We start from the raw sequence: 21,852 nt of genomic DNA, 5'->3' as shown, positions 1-21,852 counted from the left end.
ATTTCTAGATAATAAAAAAATATTACTGGAATCTAAAATTTCCAGTAATATTTAATTTCTAAGAAACCATATTACACAAAATAATCTACAGTCTCTTCTAATCTATCTAAAATTGAATCAGGTTTTTCTTTTAATCCACTTCTAAGCCATAAAATAAATTCTCCTTCAACAGCCAGTGCATAAAAACGTACACTTTCACCTTTAATAGATTTATCTACTTTCATATCCTTTGTTATATCATCAATAATTCCCTTAAATGCATTACAAAAAACTTCATATAAAAATCTTTCTAAATATTCACGTCCTAAGGAGTTAAATATGTTTATACATATATCTTTATTATCAACAGTATATTGCAAAACTATCTTTGCAGCTTTCTTCCATCCATTTAAGTTGTAATATTGCTTTATATCTTCAATTACCTCATGTTCATATATCCATCCAAGAAGCTCATAAGTATCATCAAAATGATTATAAAAAGTACGTCTTGTAACACCGCATTTATCTGTAACTTCCTTTACTGTAATCTTATTTATAGGATGTGTAATCATTAAATTCTTTAAAGCATCAGCTAAAGCTTTCTCTGTTACTATTGAATTAGACATAGCATCACTCCTCTATTTAAAACATACATCTATTATACACTTTGTAAATATAGGTTATTATATAATAATTCTTGTATTTTTATATTTAATAGTTTTGCTATATTTTAAACTAGTGTTGCTTTTAGATAGAACTATAAATCCATCTTAATAAGCAATTAGAGTTTCATTGTCTATGGAAAAATAATAGCGTTAAAAGACTTTTTCCATTTTATCGTAGAGAATTTAAAAATGTTAGCTATTATTTTGGAATAGCTAATAGAAACTCTCTACGAAATTAAGTAAGTTTGAAGAGCTATCTAAAATCAATATTCACCTAAAACATAGCCAATAATTTAACTGATATACATAAGATACCATTATTTAAAGTTGCCTTTGTTTCTCCATTCATTTGTTCAACTAATTTTTTAGCAATAGTAAGTCCTAATCCTGAACTTTTATTACTCCTTACCTTGTTAGATGTAAAAAATCTATCATATAAATTATTTATGTCTTCCTTTACTAACCTATCAGTTTTATTTTTAAAATCTATTATTATGAATTTTTCATTAGAATATAAATTTATTTCTACATCTTTTCCATTATGTTTTAAAATATTTTGAAGCAAATTTACAAATATCCTTTTTATAGCTTTCTTATCTCCTAATGCTATTAAATTTTCTTCTTTAATATTTAATATAGGTTCAATCCCTTTCATATTAAAATCTTCATAAAATGTAAATAAAACTTCAACTAACAAATTATTTATATTTATTTTAGAAATTTCTAAAGGATACTTTTCTTCTTCAATTCTTGATAATTCAAAAAGACTATTTAAGAGTTCCTGTAATAAAATTGCTTTATCATTTACTATCTTTAAATATTTTTTAATTTCATATTCATTCATAGGCTTACTATTTACATACTCTATATAGCCCTTTATTGATGTTAGTGGAGTTCTTAAATCATGAGAAATATTAGTAATCATACTCTTTAATTTTTTGCTACTAATCTCATATTTAATCTTATTCTTTGTATTTTCATCTAATATATAATTTATATATTTTATTAAATCTACAATATCTTTATCCGTTGATACACTTGTTATTCTCTTATTTGTATCATTATTTTTTATTAATCCTAAATTGTTGTTAATATTTTTTATATCATTTTTTAAATAAAAAATTTTTATAACAGCATAAATTAATGATATTAATAAAATTATAATCAATATTTCTTTCATTTTCTTACCTATCTTCTAACTTTTTACTCTTATAATACCAACTTAAAACTTATACTAATAATTTTATTTAATATCAATTTTATTGATTCTTAGTATTCCAATAATAGTAGTTACTAATATTATGATTAACCCTATTATTATAAACATTAAATTATCACTACAAGTATTAGTTCCTATATGGGCTACTTTATCTAAATTGCTTATTGGCTCATACTTTATAATACTCGGAAATATTCTACCAAGTATAGCTGAAATCATAAGAACTACAACTTGATATAATAAATATATTGTTATTACTACTGATTTACGCTTGGTTATAACTCCAATCATAAATGCTGTTGAAATTGCAGCTATATATAGTGGGCACTGTAATGCAATAATTTTAATTGTGTCTACTATTAAATTAAATGTTAGTTTACCATCATAACCATTTTTTAATGTAATAAGAACAAAAGCTACTATTGAATATATTAAAACTAAAGCTATACAAATTATACTGCATACTATTAATTTGCTAATATAAATTTTACTTCTAGAATATCCTGATATAATATTATTTTTAACTGTTCCTGTTGTAAAATCCATCATAAAGACAGATATTATTATTGGTAGAAACATTAAAATTAATATATCTCCAGATTTCAAAATTTCTATTAATATATTAGACCCTGATGCCAAATTAATAGAGTTTGTATTTAATATATTCCTTATTCCTATAACTGTAACCTTACTTGAAAATCCAAATATCGATAAAGACAGTATACTTATAATACCTAATATAATAAAAAATAAATTTCTTTCTTTTCTAATTTTAAATAACTCTGATTTTATTAAATTCATCATATTATATACCACCTAGCTTATTATTAGATATTAACTCAATAAAATAATCTTCTAAATTCAATCCTATCTCTTTAATTGAATTTACTCTTATTCCATTGCTATTAAGCTGAAATGTTACTTCTGATGGATTATCAAGGTAATCATATAATCTAATTTCATTATTTTCTAGTAAAGTAAAATTATTTGTATTTAATTTATTTTCTAATATAAATATAGCCTTTTCTGCATTATCCACCTTTATTTCAAGACTCTTATTACATTCTTCTAATAATTCCTTCTGGGTAATTTCCTTTATAAGATGCCCTCTATTTATAAATCCAAATTTAGTTGCAACTTGTGATAATTCACTTAGAATATGACTTGATAAAATTATTGTCATATTATATTCTTCATTCAAGTTTTTTATTATCTCACGAAACTCTGCTATCCCCATTGGATCAAGTCCATTTAGTGGCTCGTCTAAAATTAAAAAATCTGGATTATTCATAATAGCCAAAGCCAAACCTAATCTTTGCTTCATACCAAGAGAAAAATTCTTATACTTCTTTTTTCCTGTATCTTTTAAATTAACCATTTCTAAAGACTTGTCTATAATATTTTTATCTACTATTCCCTTTTGTATTCTATAAAATTCTAAATTATCATAAGCTGATAAATTAGGATGAAAAGCTGGATTTTCTATAACAGCTCCAATTCTACTTTTAATTAAAACCCCACAGCTTTTTATATTTTCACCAAACAAATATATTTCTCCACTACTTGGTAATATTAAAGATGTTATAAGCCTTAAAGTTGTTGTTTTACCTGAACCATTCTTTCCAACAAACCCGTATACATCCCCCTTTTCAATAGTCATATTCATATTATTTATAGAATATATTTTTCCAAATTTCTTTGAAAGATTTTTTGTTTTTAGTATCGCATCCTTCATATTAATCCTCCATTTTATAAAAGTTAAATTTTAATTTTAGGCTATCTAAAATCAACGCCTAATTAAACCATAGCCTAATTTTATTATATTTTTATATTAAAATTTACCCTTTAAGAATGCTTAAAGAAAACCCTTAAGAAAGTATTAATTTTAATCTGCCATCTTAAAACCAATTCCCCATATTGTTTTTATGTAATTTTCTTCCTTATTTATTTTATTTAATTTATTTCTAAGATTGCTTACATGAACATTAACAGTATTATCATCTCCTAAAAACTCTTCCTTCCAAACACTTTCAAAAATATTATTTTTTGAAAATATCTTTTTAGGATTATGTAATAATAAATATAAAATATCAAATTCTTTAGCTGTAAGATAAACTTCAATATTTTTAACAAAAACCTTTCTAGTAGACTTTTCTAACTCAATATCTTTATATAAAATAACTTTATTAGATTCAACATTTTCAGAATTTAATGACCTTCTTAAAGCTACTTCTATTCTAACTAATACTTCTCTTCCATCAAAAGGTTTTATAATATAATCATCAGCACCTATTTTTAAAACATTAACTTTACTATCAATATCATCCTTAGCTGATATTACTATTATTGAGCTATTATTATTCTTTCTTATTTCCTTTATTAATTCTTCACCTGAAAGTCCTGGTAACATTAAGTCCATTAAAATAAGCTGAAAATCTTTTTCCTTAATGCAAAATTTTGCCTCTGTTCCTGAAAATGCTTGAGTAACATCATATCCTTCATCTATTAAAATATTAGCTAATAAATTATTTATATCACTATCATCTTCAACAACTAAAATTTTTATCATTTTACCACTCCTATAAATATTCTATTAATTCATAACATCTTTTTATTGCTCATATCAGTTGCCTCTACATATCCTGATATTTTATATATTCTTATTATACATTAAAAAAATTTACTAACTTTCTATATATTAATAATATTAGTTTTAATTACAAGTAAAAAGCTAGATACAATTAATTGCATCTAGCTTTTTCTTTAAAATTAAGCTTCTAATTTTAAAATTTCAATTCCATTTTTAAAGTATTCATTTAAAGGATTATCTATAACCATATTTTTTATTTCAATATCTTTAGTTCTCCAACCCTTTAACATATCAAAAGACTCCATAGTTTTATTAAATAACTTTTCAGCCTCTTCCTTGCTTTCACACTTGTTATCTTTACATCCTATATAAAGAATTATTTGAATTTCCTTAATTAAATCCATATCAAGATTATTTAAAAATTCTATAACATCCTTTTTGCTTTCCATAGAATTTCTATCTTCTTTTTTACAATATTCATCAAAAAGTCTACTTAATTCTTTATATTCTTCCCTATGTTTTAATGTCATAAATTTAACCAAACCTTCCATTAATTTATTTTATAATAATATTATACTATAAATTATAAATTAATGAATTTTTCTATATCATTTCTTACCATATCTAAAGAACTTCTCCAAAAGTTTATATCATGTACATCTATTCCTGCAAATTTAGCTACATCATAAATACTAGCTTTTCCTGCAAGTCCTAATATTTTATTATATTTTTCTACAAAGGAACTTCCTTCTTTTAAATATTGACTATACAATCCCTTTGCAAATAATAATCCAAAGGCATATGGAAAATTATAAAAATTTCTTTCTGCATAATAATAATGTGGTTTATGAATCCAAGCATATGGATCTAAGGTTTCATCATCTATTGCCTCTCCATAAGCTTTCTTTTGAGATTTTATCATTATTTCCTTTATTTCCTCTACAGATAACTCTCCATCTTTTCTTCTTTCAAATACTTCCTTTTCAAATAAAAATCTAGCATAAATATCTACTATTACAGATGAATTATTTACAAGTTCTGCTCCAAGTATTGCTAAGGATTCTTCCCTATCTGCATCCTTTAAAGCTGCATTTCTAACCATTGTTTCTGAAAATATTGAAGCAGTTTCTGCAAGGGGCATTGGATATTTAGTATTTAATAATTCTTCCTTAGTTAGTATCATTCCATGATATGCATGACCAAGTTCGTGGGCAAGGGTACAGACATTTTTAAAACTTCCGCTAAAACTACATAGTATTCTGCTTTCACCTATACAGTATAAATTTGAACAAAACGCTCCGCCTCTTTTCCCATTTCTAACTTCTGCATCTATCCACCTATTATTAAAAGCTTTAGTTGCCATATCTCCCATTTCTTTTGAAAATGAATTAAAATGTTTTACTATAAAATCTCTAGCTTCTTCATAACTATATTTTTTATTAACATTTCCAACTGGAGCCATAATATCATAATAAGGTAGTTTATCTTTATGACCTAAAAGTTTAGATTTTTTCTTAAAATATTTTTGAAAATCTTCTAAACTTTCTTCCATAGCTTTAATCATAGAATTTAAGGTTTTCTCATCCATTCTTGAATCTATAAGAGTTTTCACAAGTGGTGATTTATATCCTTTCATATCACATATAGTTATTACTTCTCCCTTTATTCCATTTAAGGAGGCACCTACCCCTTCTTCTATAAACTTATTACTTTTTTTCTCTGACTCTGCTGCATTTTTTCTAAGTTTTTCATCTCCACTAAAGAGCATATTTTTAACTTCATTTATTCCTAAAACTTCTTCTTTCCCATCTATTATTATAGGAACCTTATGATTAGATGTTAATGTATTTCTTAAGTTTCCCCATGCTACTGAACCTGTAAGAGACATTTTTGCTATAGAAACTTCCACATCTTCACTTAATATATATTTACTTTTATTTTTCATTTCCTTTATTATAAACTCATACTTTTTAAGTTCCTCTTTAGAATTTATAACCTTATCTATATTATCTATTTTTCCTAAAAATTTTATGAAGGCTACTTCTACCCCTTTAATTAAAGTTTCTTTTTTACCAAGTAATTCTAAAGCTTTTTTTGCTTCATTATTTTTTGAATCTGCTGATAAAGTTAAACTTGCGAAGGATTCTAATCTTCCATAAAGGATTTCATAGGAAGTTTTTAGCTCTAAATACTCCCTTATCTTTTCTCCTTCATTAAAATTATTATTTAAATCTTCTTTAGCCCAAAGGTTTATTTCCTTTATTTTTTCATCTAAAGATTTCATATCTGAAATGAAGTCTTCCCCATTGAAATCACTATATAGGGCTTTTAGATTCCACTTCATATTAAGTGGTTTATTATCCATAAATATTTCCTCCAATTCAATATATTTTTAAATTAATTATATCATTTATACCTTTTCATATTTATATTTTATCCCTTTATTTAAATAAGTTTACATATTAATAATTTTTATAATAACTTAGTTTAGTTGTAAAATAATAATATAGGAAAGGAGGAATTTTTATGTCTATAAAAGATATGATTTCCTGTAAAAATTGGGTTGTTATTGGAGATGTAACTAATAAAGATAAGTATGCTTATAAGATTTTGCAAAAATTTAAACTTAAAGGCTGCCTAGTTTCTGGTGTTAGTTTAAAAAAACTTGATGGTGTGTATAACTCTCTAAAGGATGTTCCTTATAAAATTGATGCTATAGACTTATGTATAAATCCTATAGTTGGATTTGATTTTATTAAAGAAGCTAATGAGTTAAATATTAAAAATATTTTAATTCAACCAGGTGCTGAAAGTGATGAAATACTAGACTACTGCAAAGAAAATAATATAAATGCAGTACAAGGTTGTGCTTTAGTTCAATTATAATTGATTTTATATTAAGCTATATTTTAAATAAAAAAGAAACCTTCTCAAAATTATATAGTTAAGAGAAAACAAAATAATAAGGGTCATAAATATTACAGTGAGGTTTAAATTTAAGAATTTTTAATAAAAAATTTATGTAGGAGTATCTAAAATTTTTGGAGATTATAATTTTTAGAGATCAATAAATTTTCCTTATAAGTTTCTTAAATTTGTTTTTTTGGAAATGTTTGCCTTTAAATCTGCCTGTTTATTATTTTGTTTTCTATCCTAATTATATTTTTCTAAGAAAGTCTCTTTTTTTATAGTATATTATATTTAAACGCTCTCTATTTTTAAGAGATCGTTTTTACCAAAATTATCATCACTTGAATCTATAACTAATATAGTATCAGTCCTATTTGCTATATTATTTTCTAAAACAATTTCTCTAGCAATTAATGAAAAATCTTTATTTTTATATTCATCATTTATAACTGGAATTACACCAAATTCAAATGCTAACGATCTAGCTAATTTATTATTATTTGTTACTGCAATTATAGGTACTATAGTTCTATATCTAGATATAAACTTTACCTTTTTCCCATTAGATACTTTAACTACTATAGCTTTAGTTGGAAATTTTATTGCAGTTTCTGCTACTGAATAACTTATTAATTCATCATAATTTTCTATTTTTTCATTTTTAAATTGATTTATTATTTCTTCATAGTTTAAATGAGTTTCTGCATCCTTTGCAATTTTACTCATAGTTTTAACTGCTTCTAATGGATATAATCCAGATGCACTTTCACCTGAAAGCATAACAGCATCTGTTCCATCTAAAATAGCATTTGCAACATCTGTTACCTCAGCTCTAGTTGGTCTTGGATTTCTTATCATTGAATCTAAAAGTTGTGTTGCTGTTATAACAACTTTATTTGCCATATTACATTTTTTTATTATACTTTTTTGTGCTATTGGAACTTGTTCTAAAGGTATTTCAACACCCATATCTCCTCTAGCTACCATTATTCCATCAGATGCTTCAATTATACTATCTATATTTTCTATTCCTTCTGTACTTTCAATCTTTGATATTATTTTTATATCTTCTCTTCCATTTTCTTTTAAAACTTCTCTATATTCATTAACATCTGAAGCTTTTCTTATAAAAGAAGCTGCTATAAAATCTATATCATTTTTACAAATAAATTTAAGATCCTCTTCATCTTTTTCTGTTATTGCAGGTAATCCTATTTTTACATTTGGAACATTTACCCCTTTATGATTTGATATTTTTCCACTTGTTAATATAGTACAAATAATATCTTTACATATTATTTCATTAACTTTAAACTCTAATAATCCATCATCTACTAAAATAACATCACTAGGTTTTACTTCTTTATATAAATCTTTATATGAAATAGAACATTTAGTGCTATCTCCTAATATTTCTTTATCACATGAAAATATAAAAGTTTCTCCCTTTTGTAAAATAACTGAATCATTTTTAAATTTATCTGTTCTTATTTTAGGTCCTTTTATATCTGCAAGTAGTGCAGTTGAAGTATTTAGTTCTTCTCTTAAATCTTTAATTTTATTTATAATTTCTAAGTGACTTTCATGAGTTCCATGAGAAAAATTCAATCTAGCCACATTCATTCCATTTATTATAAATTCTCTTAACATTTCTTTTGAATTACTTGAAGGCCCTATGGTAAATATCATTTTTGTTTTTTGCATTGTAATCACCTCTTGTAATTGTTATAAAAAAACTTAACATCAAAACTAAACTAATGATGTTAAGTTTTTTTATTTTATATTAATAGCATTTAACGGCTTTTTATTAATTTGTAGCTTTCTTTTTGTTTTTGCTTACTGTTACTTGAAGAAGAATTAGTCCAAATAATGCACATACTGCACCTATTAGCATAAATATAAATGCACCATTCCATCCAAATTTATCTGCAAAGTAACCAATTAAAAGATCTGCATTAAGTTGTCCAATAAGATATGCTGTTAATCCAGCAAAACCATCTGCAGAACCTACTGCAAATTTTGGAACAAGATCAATTAAACTCATATTAATAAGCATTGCTGGTCCATATATAAAGCAACCTACAAAAGCAACTGCAAGCATTGATACTAAGTAACTATCAGTTTTCCAATATATAAATACTGCAACTAATACTCCAAGCATACATATAATTCCAAGTGGTGCTCTGTTTCCTTTGAAGACTACATCTGATAACCAACCAATTAATATAGTTGCTGGAATTGCTGCATATTCAAATAACATCATTGCCCAGTTGGCATCTGCTAATGAAAAATGTTTTGATTGTGTTAAGTATATTGGAATCCAGTCAACCATACCTTGTCTTACTATGTATATAAATATATTAGTTATAGCTAATATCCAAACATACTTATTTTTTAATACATATTTAAACATTATATCTTTCATTGAAAGAGCATTTTTATCTACATTTTTTTCTTCTTCTAAAACTTCATCTCCATAGTATTCTTGAATTGAAGGTAATCCTACAGATTCTGGAGTATCAGCACCAATTAAAAACATAATAACAACAATGACTATACAAATAACTGCTGGTAAGAAGAATATACTTTGATAACAATTAGCACCAAATATAAATAGTGATAAAGTTCCTAAAGGTCCAACTAATCCACCACCTATATTATGAGAAGTATTCCAAGTACTCATCTTAAGTCCACGTTCATTTTTTCTAAACCATTTTCCTATAACTATGTGACATGCTGGAGCACCCATAGCTTGGAATATACCATTTAATATCATTAGTATTACGAATATCCAAAGATTTTTTGTAAATCCTAAACCTACGTTAATTAACGCTGAAGCTAAAAGTCCTGTACATAAAAAGTTTTTAACATTTGATTTATCAGCCAATGTGCCAAGTATAAATTTACTAAGTCCATATGAAATTGCAAAGGCACTACTTATAAGTCCTATTTCTGTTTTTGTAAAATGTAAGTTTTGTACTAATAATGGGGATGCAATTGCAAAATTCTTTCTTACTAAGTAGAAAGACATGTATCCTATCATTATCATAATAAACATACGAATTCGATAATTTTTATAAGTTTTTTTAATTTTATCTTCTGGTAAACGCTCTATTGTTGGAGCAGGTTTTAAAAAACCAATCATTTAACAGACCCTCCTTAAAAATATAATTTATAATTTCTATGAGTTTATGTTAAACGATTAACGTAACCAAAAAATCACACAAATATATTACAAATGTAACATTCGTGTGATTTTAAAAAACCTTATATTATTTAATATTTTTCCATATATTTATAGCTGAATCTGCATCTTTTAAATTTCCAATAATATTTTCGTTTCCGTTGTTTTCATAATTTATAACAGGAATAGCTGTAGAAAATTTCTTTAAATCCTTTTGAGTTTCAGTTGAAAGAATAAAATCTATAAAAGCCTCTGAAGCCTTTAAATTGTCACGCTTATTAATTATCCCTACTCCATGTATATCTACACCAGTATTCTTAGGAGTAATTACTATAAGATTTTTAGTAGTTTCCTCCATTAATCTTATATTGCTTAAATAGGCTACCCCAATAGGATATTCCCCAGATGCAACATTTTGAACTACATTATATCCTCTAGTTGATAGAAAACCTGTATTATTTTTTATTTTTGTAATAACGTCCTTATACTTTTTTTCTCCTAATGATTCATTTAAATAAGCTATAAAACTATGTCCAGTACCAGATGTTAATGGATTAGGCAAAGCTATTTGTCCTTTAAACTTTGGATTTGTTAAATCTTCAAAATTTTCTGGAAGAGGTACTTTTTTACTTTTAAATTTTTCATCCCATATTTCTTTGTTTATAACTATTGAGAAAGGATGAACCTCAAAGGCTGCTCCATTACCATATTCTCCATTTAAAATCTTAGGTATATTTTTATCATTAGGTGATGTATATCTTTTTATTAAATTATCCTTTGCAAGCTTTTTTAAACTAACTCCTGTTCCACTTAAAAATATATCTGCTTTAGGTGATGATTTCTCATCTTCTATTCTAGACACTGCCTCTTGGGTTGGAAGTTGTATATATTCATAAGAACAATTAGTCTTCTCCTTAAAAAGTTCTAGTATAGATTTAGTTTCCTCTCCACGCAAGCAAGAGTAAACAACTAAATGTTCCTTACTAAGGTCTGGAACTGAAGGCGCTATATTTCTTTTAAGACAAAAAACTGATGTAATTAAAACAATACTTATCAGAAACACCACCATTATAGTTTTAAACTTAATTTTTAATTTCATTTATAGCACCTTCCATATAAATTTTTTTACCATTATCATCAGCTAAAAATTGAATAACAATATAATTTTTATATACATCAATAAATACTAAATTATTTGTTTTATTTTCTAAATCTTTATTTATTTTTATTTTAAGAGTATAAAGTTTTTTATCATTTATATTAGTTTTATTTAACTTAACTTTATCATTCATTGGAGTTAACTTAGATAATTCTTTAGCTAAATTTAATTTTTGTTTTTTAGTTAAATAGAAATTTTCATCTTTACCTATGTAATATATACTTGATTTATTAGTATTTAAAATATCAATTAAATGCTCATAAGTATTAAAGTAATTAAATAGCACTCTATGAAGCATATTTATTAAGTACGAATTTGCATTATAAGTATGTCCATCAAAAGTTAGTTTGTTATTTAAAGAAAATTTATCAACTTTATTATTGTTATAAAATATTTCTCCATTAACTGTATAAGATGAATTATTACTTTCAACTACTTCATGTTTATTTGAAGATGAATTCTTTATTGTGTTAATTAAATCTAATATATGATCTATTTCAAGTTTACTTGTAATTATTGTTTTCCTATAAAAACCTGTATGTATTATTATCTGCTTTGGTATTGATGTATTTAAAGATTTTACTGCTGAAGCTTCATTTTCTACAATTGTTAACTTATCATATACAGTATTAAAATTACCTAATAAAACTATAGAAATTATAATTATTATTGTAACTGCACCAGCTATTAAATATTTAATATAATTTTTCATTTTAATATCCTTTCATATATTAATTAGAAGAGTACTTATAAAAAATTATTGTACAGGTTGTACCTGAATATAATTCACTCTCAATTTTAAAAGTTCCATGTTGATTTTTCATTATATCTTTGCATATTTTTAGTCCAAATCCTGTACTTGTTTCACTAATTGGATTTTTTGTATCAAATCCAATTCCATCATCTTTTATTTGTATTTCAAATCTATCCTCATACTTAAAAGAATCAATTATTAATATTTCACACCCACTATATTTTATAGCATTATCTAATACATTTAAGAAAACCTGCTTTGTTTTATTGTAATCTCCATAAACAAAGTGAGTAATACAATTATTTTCAACAATTATATGATAATTATCTAACCTAGGCTGCAATATAGAAATACATTCACTAGCTATTTTATTTAAATTAATGAATTCATTTGTGATTTGAAAAGAGTCCTTTTCACTTTTTGCAATAGCTAATATTTCATTTACTAAATCTAAAAGCCTCTCTCCCTCTTTTTTTATAAAATAAGAACTTTCATCTATTTGTTCTTTATCATTTAGTTTAGGCATAACATCCGAAAAACCAATTATTGAAGTTAAAGGAGTTTTAAATTCATGAGATATATTATCGAAAAATTCCTTTTGATTTTTGTAAGATTTTTTGATTTCTTTTATATATATATTTATATTTTCACTCATTTCATTAAAGGCATCTGCAAGTACTTCTACTTCATCTCCACTTTTTATCAATACCTTTTCATCATAATTCCCATTAGAAATCCTTTGAGAATAATCAGTAAGTTTAATTAAAGGCTTTGTAAGTTTTTTTGCAAACATATAGAATAAAATTATACCTAAGATCATAAAAAATAACGCAACAATAAATACAATATAAAAGGCCTTCCTTACTATTGTATAAGTTGATATGTCCTTAAAAACAAATCTTACTACTCCACAAACTTTATTTTTATAAAATATTGGTGAAGAAATAAATATGTAAGGCATTCCATCTATATTTTTTGTTATATAAGCTTTATTCCCATTAGTTGCCTCATCTATATCTTTATAATATCTTAAAATATCCTTGTCAGATGTAGTGTCGTATATTAATTTTTGATATTCATTAAAAAATTGAACTCTAACATTAAATCTATCTTTAAGTTCATTACATATATATGGACCATAATCATCAATAATAGAATTAATATTGGAATCCTTATTTTCATTAATTATATTTTGAATATATATTTGAGCTGATTTACTTTCTGCAATAAGTGAATTTATAGAACTATTTAATAGATTTGCAGTTAATATTTTAAAGGTTATTATACAGATAAAAACAATTATAGGAAAAAGAATAAAAATGCTTGTTATAACAATTTTACTCTTTATATTTAATTTAATTTTATTCAAATTCATCTATCTTATATCCTAATCCATATATAGTTTTAATGTATCCTTGGCAAGGTCCAAGTTTTTTTCTGAGTCTTTGTATTAACATATCAACTGCTCTTGTTGTTCCTTCAAAATCATATCCCCAAACTTTAGTTAAAAGTTCATCCCTTGAAAATACTTTCCCATGGTTTTCACATAAATAATTTAATACCTGAAATTCTTTATAAGTTACTTCAACTGGCTCATTATCTATTAAAACCTTTTTTTCTTTTAAAAGTAATTTTATTTTACCTAAGTTTATTATTTCTTTTTCACAACTTTTCTCAGAACTAAATAAACGTTTCTTTATTACATTTATTCTTAAAAGAAGTTCTGTACTATTAAATGGTTTAGTTATGTAATCATCTGCCCCTAGTTGTAATCCTAGAAGTTTATCACTTATATTACTTTTTGCAGTTAACATAATTATTGGAATATCTTTTATCTTTTTTATTTTATGTATAAGATTAAACCCGTCTATATCTGGAAGCATGGCATCTAAAATTATTATATCTGGTGAATCCTTTATTATTGTATCTAATGCACAAACTGCATTTTTTGCTAAAAACACTTCATACCCTTCAACTTCTAAAGTTATTTTTAATAACCTTAAAATACTAAATTCGTCATCTACTGCAAGTATTTTCATTTTGTACACTCCCCTTAATTTATTAAATAAATACACTATATAAATTATAGCAATAAAAACATTTATATATCCTTTAATTTATTACTTAATATTTTAATATTTCTTTAAAATATTAACACTTTGTTTTTATTTGATAATTATTTTATGTAGTCTTAACTTTAAAATAATTATCAAATAATTTATTCTATATTCTATTGACATTTTTAGTATATAGATTTATGCTAATTATAATAACTTAATACCTTAAGAGGGAGTAGTTTTAAATATAACATCAACATTCTCGGTATATATTATGCCTGGTGTTATATACCCTAGTGGTTACGAGACTTTTAATATAAATTATGATTTATAAATCATAACTTATATTAAAAGTCTTTTTTGTTATGATAATAAAATCTAATTTGTTTGAAAGGAGTAATTTTTTAATGAAAAAATTTTTTAACAAGTCTACTGAAGATGTTCTTCACAATTTTGGAACTACAAAAGATGGTTTAAATGATGATGAAGTAACTCTTTATAGAGAAAAATTTGGTGAAAACATATTAAATGAAAAAAAGAAAAAAAGCACTATAGAGGTATTTTTTGAACAATTCAAAGATCTATTAGTTATAATACTTATTATTGCTGGTATTGTTTCTATTGCAACTGGAAATGTTGAAAGTACTATCGTAATATTTGCAGTTATAATTTTAAATGCAATACTTGGTACTGTACAACATGTTAAGGCTGAACAATCTTTAAATAGTTTAAAGGCCCTTTCTGCTCCTAATGCTAAAGTTTTAAGAAATGGAATAAAAATTGAAGTTCCTTCAAAGGATGTAGTTCCTGGAGATATTTTAATACTTGAAGCTGGAGATTTAGTAGTTGCTGATGGAAGAATTATTGAAAACTTTTCTCTTCAAGTAAATGAAAGTGCATTAACTGGTGAATCAGATAGTATTACTAAAACTGATGAAGTAATAAATGAAGATGAACTTGCATTAGGAGATCAAAAGAATATGGTATTCTCTAGTTCTCTTGTTACTTATGGACGTGCATTAGTTGTTGTTACTGCTACTGGTATGAGTTCAGAACTTGGTAAAATTGCTACACTTATGGAGCAAACTCAAGAAAAGAAAACACCTCTTCAAATAAGTTTAGATGATTTCTCAAAAAAGCTTGCTATTGTTATACTAATAATTTGTGTTATTGTTTTTGGATTAAGTGTATATAGAAATACTCCAATACTTGATGCATTAATGTTTGCTGTTGCCCTTGCAGTTGCTGCAATTCCAGAAGCTTTAAGTTCTATAGTTACAATAGTTTTAGCTCTTGGAACTCAAAAGATGGCAAAGGAACATGCAATAATAAAATCTCTTAAAGCTGTTGAAGGTTTAGGTTCTGTATCAATAATTTGTTCAGATAAAACTGGTACTCTTACTCAAAATAAAATGACAACAAAACAAATTTTTATTGATGGTAAATTAATAAATTCTGAGGACTTAGATTTAACAAATGAAACTGAACAATATCTTTTAAATAGTGCAGTTTTATGTAATGACTCAACTTCAATAGATGGACAAGAAATTGGTGATCCAACAGAAGTTGCTTTAGTAAATCTTGCTCACATATACAATTTAAAAGAAACTGCTATAAGAGATGAATTTAAAAGATTAAAGGAAATTCCTTTTGATTCAGATAGAAAACTTATGAGTACAGTTCATGAAATTGATGGAAAAACTATAATGTTTACTAAAGGTGCCTTTGATGTACTATTAGGTAGAATTACTTCTATAAAAACTTCAAAAGGTGTTAGAAAAATAACTGAAGATGATAAACAAAATATAATAGATACAAATATGGAACTTTCTCAAAATGGTTTAAGAGTTTTAGCTTTTGCCTATAAGGAACTTCCAGAGCTTCGTGATTTAACTTTAGATGATGAAAATAACTACACTTTCTTAGGATTAATATCAATGATTGATCCTCCAAGAGTAGAATCTGCTGAAGCAGTTAAAGATTGTATATCAGCTGGTATTAAACCAATTATGATTACTGGTGACCATAAGATTACAGCTTCTGCAATTGCTAAACAAATAGGAATTCTTCAAGATGGAGATATGGCAGTTACTGGTCTTGAAGTTGATAAAATGAGTGATGAAGAATTAAATAGAAAGCTTGAACACATAGCTGTTTATGCAAGAGTTTCTCCTGAGCATAAAATTAGAATAGTTAATGCTTGGCAAAACAAAGGTAAAATTGTTGCTATGACAGGTGATGGAGTTAATGATGCTCCTGCTTTAAAACAATCTGATATAGGTATCGCAATGGGTATTACAGGAACTGAAGTTTCAAAGGATGCTGCATCTATGATACTTACAGATGATAACTTTGCAACTATAGTAAAAGCTGTTACTAATGGAAGAAATGTTTATGCAAATATAAAAAATTCAATTAAGTTTTTACTTTCTGGTAATGCATCTGGAATAATTGCAGTTCTTTATGCATCACTAATGGCACTTCCAGTACCATTTATGCCAGTACACTTATTGTTTATAAATCTTTTAACTGATAGTTTACCTGCTATTGCAATTGGTGTAGAAAAACCTACTAAAGATCTTTTAAAAGACAAGCCAAGAGATAGTAAAGAATCTATTTTAACTAAAGATTTTGTTTTTGATATAGGTCTTGAAGGTTTAATAATTGCGATATTTACATTAGTTGCATTCCATATAGGACTTGAAACTAGTGCCGCTGTTGCAAGCACTATGGCTTTTGCAACTCTTTGCTTAGGTAGATTATTCCATGGATTTAATTGTCGTAGTAAATCTTCAATATTTAAACTTGGATTAACTACAAATAAATATTCAATCTATGCATTTTTAACTGGTGCAGTACTTTTAACTTTAGTATTATTTGTACCACCACTACAAAGATTATTTGCAGTCTCTAAACTTTCACACACTCAAATGGGACTAATTTACCTTTTAGCTTTCCTACCAACTGTTATAATACAAGGTATAAAAGTATTTAAAGAAGCTTTCTCAAAGGATTCTAAAGAGGAAGAAGAAGTACATCATGCTTAGATAAAAATTAGGCTACAGTATAAATAATTTAAAATAAATGGGAGGTATATAAAATTTACTTTTATATACCTCCCTAATTATTATTTCATAATTTTTCTGACTAAATTTATTCTATCTCCAAAGGGTGCAAACCTAAGTGGAAATTCTATAAATGTTCCCCTCTTTATAACAGTTTTTCTGTGGGTAAAAGTATAAAAACTTGCCTTTCCATGATACGCTCCCATTCCACTACATCCAACACCTCCAAAGGGAGCATATTTAGATGCAGCTTGTAACACTGTATCATTAATTGTAACTCCTCCTGAAGTTGTATTATTAAGAACATATTCTATTTTTTCTTTACTTTCTGAGAAATAATATAAAGCTAATGGCTTATCTCTATCATTTACAAAATTAATAACATTTTTTAAGTCATCAAATTCTAGTACAGGAAATATAGGTCCAAAAATTTCATCAGTCATAACTTTACTATCTACACTCACATCTGTAAGAATAGTTGGCATCATATATTTTTCCTCTATATTAAATTCTCCACCAAAATAAATATTTCCATCTTTTAAATATCCACTTAATCTTTCAATATCTCTTTCTCTAATAATTCTTGGATATTCACAATTTTTCTTTATATCTTCTCCATATTGATCTTTAATCTCTTTAACTAAAAGCTTTAAGAACTTTTCCTTTATTTTTTTATTTACAAACAAATAATCTGGTGCAACGCAAGTTTGTCCTGCATTTAATAATTTTCCCCATACTATTCTCTTTGCACTTAATTCTAGATTAGCATCTTCATCAATAATACAAGGACTTTTTCCACCAAGTTCTAATGTTACTGGAATTAATTTTTTTGAAGCTGCTTCCATTACTATTTTTCCTACCATAACACTACCTGTAAAGAAAATATAATCAAAGTTTAATGTTAGTAATTCACTTACTGTTTCCCTTCCACCTTCAGGTTCAACAACTTTTATATACTCTTCATTAAAGGCTTCATTTAATATTTTTTCTAGAACTTTTGATGTATTTATTGAGTATTCAGAAGGCTTTATTATAGCACAATTCCCAGCTGCTATTGCTCCAACTAAAGGAGCTAATATAAGTTGAAATGGATAATTAAAAGGACCTATAATTAAACTCACTCCGTAAGGTTCTTTATATATATAAGTTTTACTTGGAAAGTAAATTATTGAACTCTTTTCTCTTTCTCTTTTCATAAACTTTCTTAAATGCTTTAGTTGATAGTTTATTTCATCATATACTATACCAACCTCTGTAGAATATCCTTCAAAAAAAGACTTGCTTAAATCTTTCTTTAAAGCTTCAAGAATATCCTCTTCATTTCTTTTTATAACTTCCTTTAACTTTTTTAGATTATCTAATCTAAAATTAATATCCTTTGTTTTTCCTCTTCTATAAAACTCTTTTTGCTTTTGTAATACTTTTTCTAGTTCCCCCATTTTTTGGTCACCTCTAGTTTTTCTATTTACTTAGATTTTATCATATACTAGATTTCCATTAAACTTATTTAAAGATATATTAAACTCTGGCAAGCCTGCTGCATATGGTGCTATTTCATATTGTTCATAATAAATAACTAAATTATCATCATTTATATAAAATTTAGTATTATCCTCTATTCCTTTAAAAGAACTACCATTATCAAAATAATTTTCTTTATTCTTATTTATCTCTTTTCTAATTTCCTCATCAATAATCTGTTTATAATTATATCCTTTCTTAAATAACTCATTAAGTTTTAAATTTTTTCCGCTATTTTTATCAACTGAATAGGCCTTTCTCATTGTGATTCCATGTGCTCCACCAGTAAATTGATAATAATCTATATAAAAGCTTAAAATATTATTTCCTTCTTTAGTTAAATAATATCTTGAATAAAGCTGATACTTAATATTGCATATATATCCACTCTTTTTATAGTCTTCTAAAACTCCTTCAACTTCTTTAATCCAATTATCTGTCCAATTAAATATTTCATTATTTATATTATTAAATTTTTCATTTGATATTTTAGGATAACTTACATCAATTTCAATACAATTATCTTTTTTATTTATTTGCTTGTTTTCAATAAGTACACTTTCATTTATAGTTCTAATATCACTTATCCACAACCTCTGTGCAAAACTTATACTTATAAAAGTTATCCACAATATAGCTAAAGTCTTTAAAAATCTAATCTTCAAAATATATTCTCCTACCTTTTACAACAATTTTTTTTGAAAAATCTCCTTTTTTAATAGTATTCTTCAAAATACAAGAAATTATCTACAGGTATATCAACAAGTTTATAACAACTTATCCACAAGGACATGTGGATTATGTTAGTAATATTTTGAATTTCATAAAAAAATAGGCACTCATAACACTTAAAATGTTACAAATGCCTATTTAAATTATTTATCTATTTCCTTTGTTTTCTTAGAATCTTGAATTAAATCATTTAAGCCTTTAAGCTCTTTTTTAGTTAAATCTCTCCATTTTCCTATAGGTAAATCTCCTAAATTTATATTCATTATTCTAATTCTTTTTAGTTTTTTTACTTCATATCCTAAAGCTTCGCTCATTCTTCTTATCTGTCTGTTCATTCCTTGAGTTAAAATTATTCTAAAGGTACGATCTCCTTCTTTTTTAACAAAACACTCCTTAGTAACTGTTCCAAGTATTCTAACTCCTGAACCCATTTTTTCAATAAATTCATCTGTTATCTTTTTATTTACAGTTACTATGTATTCTTTTTCATGATTGTTTCCTGCCCTTAAAATTTTATTTACTATATCCCCATCATTAGTTAAAAGTATTAATCCTTGTGAGTCTTTATCTAATCTTCCTATTGGGAATATTCTTTTTTCGTGGGAAACAAAATCAACTATATTTCCTTTAACCTTTTTTTCAGTTGTACAGGTAATTCCAGTTGGTTTATTTAAAACTATATATACAACCTCTTCTTCTTTAGATATTTTTCTTCCATCTATCTTTACTATTTGTCCTTTAGTTACTTTAGTTCCCATTTCAGCTTTCTTTCCGTTAATAGTAACTCTTCCAGCTTCTATTATCTTGTCAGCTTCTCTCCTAGAACATACCCCTGTTTCACTTATATATTTATTAAGTCTTATTTCATTTCCTCTATCTGAATGACTAATTATATTTTCTGAATTATTTTTTATATTATTATTTTTTTTCTTTTTGTTTCTGTGTTGCATTAAATAACTTTTGTTCCTTTCCAACATTATTAACCAATAGGTTTATATTGTTTTTTGATACAAATTCCCCTGTTTTTTCTAATGTTCCATATTTTAAAGGATTCCCAGTAATAGTTACTATAATTCTTCCTTCTGGAATCATTTTATTATCCTTAGAGTAACTTAATATTTCTTCAAGTGCTTTATCTAATTTCTTATTATTAATTTTTAAGTTTTTAAGCATTTCTTCACCTTTAGTTGTTGGTGAATATGAACTTATTACATTACCAAAGGAATTAACATCTAACTTTACTTGTGATGTTGTATTTATTAAAATACTTCTATCTATTTTATAATATTGCCTAAAAAATCCTCCACCAATTAATATAAGGATAACTACTGCAATTGCAATGTATAACTTATAATCTTTTAAACTTTTTTTAGGTGTTGTATTAATCTCTTCCCCATCATTCATATCGGCTTCAACTTTTACTTTTTTAAATTCTCCCATGCTAGTTAAGATACAACCACTAAATTTAAACTTTCTTATAAGTAATCCTCTTAATGAATTGTCTGTTTCTATATTAATTGGAACAAGACTTGTATTTTCTTTATTTTCCTCTTCTTTTTCTTCATCTATTTCTTCATATTTCATGTAGTCTTGTATAAGTTTATAATTAGGATTTGAAAATATAATTACATATGAAAGTATATAATCATTCCATTTCTCTATAAACCCTCTTGGCTGCATAGTTTTTTTAGCTAATATATTTGGTGGTAATTTCTTTTTATCTTGTATATATTCTAATAAATCCACATTTTCTATTATAAAGAATGTCATACTTAAAATTGTATTCCTGTCCTTATAACTTGGAGTTGCCGAAAGCAAATCTTTAAATAAAACTTTATAAGAATAAAGTTCTTCTTCTAGTGAAGATATTTGCTCTGCCCTTAACTTGTTTACCTCTTCACTTATTTCTACCAAATTTGGCTGGCTTGAAAATCTATACTTATTTCTATCAAATATCTCCAACTTTACATTTCTCCCCTTTATTTAATACTATTTTTCTCATATGCTATTATTATTC

19 protein-coding genes are annotated in these 21,852 nt (G+C 25.5%); 2 read left to right on the top strand and 17 right to left on the bottom strand.

The features are described from left to right. Positions 1–71 precede the first annotated feature (71 nt). From J2S18_RS09375 to J2S18_RS09345, 7 genes are all read right to left on the bottom strand, one after another. The gene (locus J2S18_RS09375; protein ID WP_307486161.1) at positions 72–605 is read right to left on the bottom strand and encodes a TetR/AcrR family transcriptional regulator C-terminal domain-containing protein; all 534 of its coding nucleotides are present in this window, start codon (positions 603–605) and stop codon (positions 72–74) included. 313 nt (positions 606–918) lie between these two features. After that, positions 919–1,824 carry a sensor histidine kinase gene (locus J2S18_RS09370; protein WP_307486158.1) on the bottom strand — a complete coding sequence of 302 codons (906 nt, stop codon included), beginning with the start codon at positions 1,822–1,824 and terminating at the stop codon, positions 919–921. A gap of 63 nt (positions 1,825–1,887) precedes the next feature. Beyond that, positions 1,888–2,667 (bottom strand): DUF2705 family protein, encoded by a 780-nt coding sequence (locus J2S18_RS09365; protein WP_307486155.1) that lies wholly within the window; start codon positions 2,665–2,667, stop codon positions 1,888–1,890. Between the two features lies 1 nt (position 2,668). Continuing rightward, a complete protein-coding gene (locus J2S18_RS09360; protein ID WP_307486151.1) occupies positions 2,669–3,598 on the bottom strand; it encodes an ABC transporter ATP-binding protein in 930 nt (309 codons plus the stop codon). 150 nt (positions 3,599–3,748) lie between these two features. Beyond that, a complete protein-coding gene (locus J2S18_RS09355; protein WP_307486149.1) occupies positions 3,749–4,432 on the bottom strand; it encodes a response regulator transcription factor in 684 nt (227 codons plus the stop codon). Positions 4,433–4,632: 200 nt separating this feature from the next. Continuing rightward, positions 4,633–4,983 (bottom strand): hypothetical protein, encoded by a 351-nt coding sequence (locus tag J2S18_RS09350; protein ID WP_307486146.1) that lies wholly within the window; start codon positions 4,981–4,983, stop codon positions 4,633–4,635. Positions 4,984–5,036: 53 nt separating this feature from the next. Further along, entirely contained in the window at positions 5,037–6,818 is a 1,782-nt protein-coding gene (locus J2S18_RS09345) for a M3 family oligoendopeptidase (protein WP_307486143.1), read from the bottom strand. Between the two features lie 161 nt (positions 6,819–6,979). Here J2S18_RS09345 and J2S18_RS09340 point away from each other — a divergent pair, with 161 nt between their 5' ends. Further along, entirely contained in the window at positions 6,980–7,339 is a 360-nt protein-coding gene (locus tag J2S18_RS09340) for a CoA-binding protein (protein WP_307486140.1), read from the top strand. A 315-nt stretch (positions 7,340–7,654) separates the two neighbouring features. Here J2S18_RS09340 and pyk read toward each other — a convergent pair whose 3' ends face one another. The 6 genes from pyk to J2S18_RS09310 form a co-directional block, all read right to left on the bottom strand. Continuing rightward, positions 7,655–9,067, bottom strand: coding sequence for a pyruvate kinase (gene pyk / locus J2S18_RS09335; RefSeq protein ID WP_307486138.1), 1,413 nt, complete (start codon positions 9,065–9,067; stop codon positions 7,655–7,657). A 103-nt stretch (positions 9,068–9,170) separates the two neighbouring features. Beyond that, a complete protein-coding gene (locus J2S18_RS09330; protein ID WP_307486136.1) occupies positions 9,171–10,508 on the bottom strand; it encodes an MFS transporter in 1,338 nt (445 codons plus the stop codon). A 127-nt stretch (positions 10,509–10,635) separates the two neighbouring features. Next, positions 10,636–11,646 carry an extracellular solute-binding protein gene (locus tag J2S18_RS09325; protein WP_307486133.1) on the bottom strand — a complete coding sequence of 337 codons (1,011 nt, stop codon included), beginning with the start codon at positions 11,644–11,646 and terminating at the stop codon, positions 10,636–10,638. Then, positions 11,630–12,418 carry a DUF3919 family protein gene (locus J2S18_RS09320; protein ID WP_307486130.1) on the bottom strand — a complete coding sequence of 263 codons (789 nt, stop codon included), beginning with the start codon at positions 12,416–12,418 and terminating at the stop codon, positions 11,630–11,632. The genes J2S18_RS09325 and J2S18_RS09320 overlap by 17 nt, the downstream gene beginning before the upstream one ends. 19 nt (positions 12,419–12,437) lie before the next feature. After that, positions 12,438–13,835: a sensor histidine kinase gene (locus tag J2S18_RS09315; protein ID WP_307486128.1), complete on the bottom strand. Its 1,398-nt coding sequence runs from the start codon at positions 13,833–13,835 to the stop codon at positions 12,438–12,440. Next, positions 13,822–14,499: a response regulator transcription factor gene (locus J2S18_RS09310; protein ID WP_307486125.1), complete on the bottom strand. Its 678-nt coding sequence runs from the start codon at positions 14,497–14,499 to the stop codon at positions 13,822–13,824. The genes J2S18_RS09315 and J2S18_RS09310 overlap by 14 nt, the downstream gene beginning before the upstream one ends. Positions 14,500–14,924: 425 nt before the next feature. On the opposite strand from J2S18_RS09310, the gene J2S18_RS09305 reads away from it, so the two are divergent. Beyond that, on the top strand, positions 14,925–17,564 hold the full coding sequence (locus tag J2S18_RS09305; protein ID WP_307486123.1) for a cation-translocating P-type ATPase: 2,640 nt from the start codon (positions 14,925–14,927) through the stop codon (positions 17,562–17,564). Between the two features lie 80 nt (positions 17,565–17,644). Here the strand turns inward: J2S18_RS09305 and J2S18_RS09300 are convergent, their stop codons facing one another. The 4 genes from J2S18_RS09300 to J2S18_RS09285 all read right to left on the bottom strand — a co-directional run bounded on the left by J2S18_RS09300 (position 17,645) and on the right by J2S18_RS09285 (position 21,797). Further along, positions 17,645–19,021, bottom strand: a complete 1,377-nt coding sequence (locus J2S18_RS09300; protein ID WP_307486121.1) for an aldehyde dehydrogenase — start codon at positions 19,019–19,021, stop codon at positions 17,645–17,647. 30 nt (positions 19,022–19,051) lie between these two features. Further along, the gene (locus J2S18_RS09295) at positions 19,052–19,768 is read right to left on the bottom strand and encodes a DUF3298 and DUF4163 domain-containing protein (protein ID WP_307486118.1); all 717 of its coding nucleotides are present in this window, start codon (positions 19,766–19,768) and stop codon (positions 19,052–19,054) included. Positions 19,769–19,978: 210 nt separating this feature from the next. Next, positions 19,979–20,785, bottom strand: a complete 807-nt coding sequence (gene rluF, locus J2S18_RS09290; RefSeq protein ID WP_307486116.1) for a 23S rRNA pseudouridine(2604) synthase RluF — start codon at positions 20,783–20,785, stop codon at positions 19,979–19,981. Next, positions 20,754–21,797, bottom strand: coding sequence for an anti-sigma-I factor RsgI family protein (locus J2S18_RS09285; protein ID WP_307486112.1), 1,044 nt, complete (start codon positions 21,795–21,797; stop codon positions 20,754–20,756). The genes rluF and J2S18_RS09285 overlap by 32 nt, the downstream gene beginning before the upstream one ends. Between the last annotated feature and the right edge of the window lie 55 nt (positions 21,798–21,852).

The sequence above is a fragment of the Eubacterium multiforme genome (assembly GCF_030813415.1).
In the GTDB taxonomy this organism is placed as follows: Bacteria; Bacillota; Clostridia; order Clostridiales; family Clostridiaceae; genus Clostridium; species Clostridium multiforme.
Note: the sequence above shows the minus strand (reverse complement) of the source record. Positions and strands in the feature narration are given on the sequence as shown.

Bases quoted from the DNA above. Each gene is read 5' to 3' on its own strand.
- rluF (WP_307486116.1), bottom strand. From the start codon at position 20,785: ATGCAACACAGAAACAAAAAGAAAAAAAATAATAATATAAAAAATAAT.
- pyk (WP_307486138.1), bottom strand. From the start codon at position 9,067: ATGCAAAAAACAAAAATGATATTTACCATAGGGCCTTCAAGTAATTCA.
- J2S18_RS09355 (WP_307486149.1), bottom strand. From the start codon at position 4,432: ATGATAAAAATTTTAGTTGTTGAAGATGATAGTGATATAAATAATTTA.
- J2S18_RS09370 (WP_307486158.1), bottom strand. From the start codon at position 1,824: ATGAAAGAAATATTGATTATAATTTTATTAATATCATTAATTTATGCT.
- J2S18_RS09340 (WP_307486140.1), top strand. From the start codon at position 6,980: ATGTCTATAAAAGATATGATTTCCTGTAAAAATTGGGTTGTTATTGGA.
- J2S18_RS09300 (WP_307486121.1), bottom strand. From the start codon at position 19,021: ATGGGGGAACTAGAAAAAGTATTACAAAAGCAAAAAGAGTTTTATAGA.
- J2S18_RS09350 (WP_307486146.1), bottom strand. From the start codon at position 4,983: ATGACATTAAAACATAGGGAAGAATATAAAGAATTAAGTAGACTTTTT.
- J2S18_RS09345 (WP_307486143.1), bottom strand. From the start codon at position 6,818: ATGGATAATAAACCACTTAATATGAAGTGGAATCTAAAAGCCCTATAT.
- J2S18_RS09365 (WP_307486155.1), bottom strand. From the start codon at position 2,667: ATGATGAATTTAATAAAATCAGAGTTATTTAAAATTAGAAAAGAAAGA.
- J2S18_RS09325 (WP_307486133.1), bottom strand. From the start codon at position 11,646: ATGAAATTAAAAATTAAGTTTAAAACTATAATGGTGGTGTTTCTGATA.
- J2S18_RS09310 (WP_307486125.1), bottom strand. From the start codon at position 14,499: ATGAAAATACTTGCAGTAGATGACGAATTTAGTATTTTAAGGTTATTA.
- J2S18_RS09360 (WP_307486151.1), bottom strand. From the start codon at position 3,598: ATGAAGGATGCGATACTAAAAACAAAAAATCTTTCAAAGAAATTTGGA.
- J2S18_RS09320 (WP_307486130.1), bottom strand. From the start codon at position 12,418: ATGAAAAATTATATTAAATATTTAATAGCTGGTGCAGTTACAATAATA.
- J2S18_RS09330 (WP_307486136.1), bottom strand. From the start codon at position 10,508: ATGATTGGTTTTTTAAAACCTGCTCCAACAATAGAGCGTTTACCAGAA.
- J2S18_RS09305 (WP_307486123.1), top strand. From the start codon at position 14,925: ATGAAAAAATTTTTTAACAAGTCTACTGAAGATGTTCTTCACAATTTT.
- J2S18_RS09375 (WP_307486161.1), bottom strand. From the start codon at position 605: ATGTCTAATTCAATAGTAACAGAGAAAGCTTTAGCTGATGCTTTAAAG.
- J2S18_RS09315 (WP_307486128.1), bottom strand. From the start codon at position 13,835: ATGAATTTGAATAAAATTAAATTAAATATAAAGAGTAAAATTGTTATA.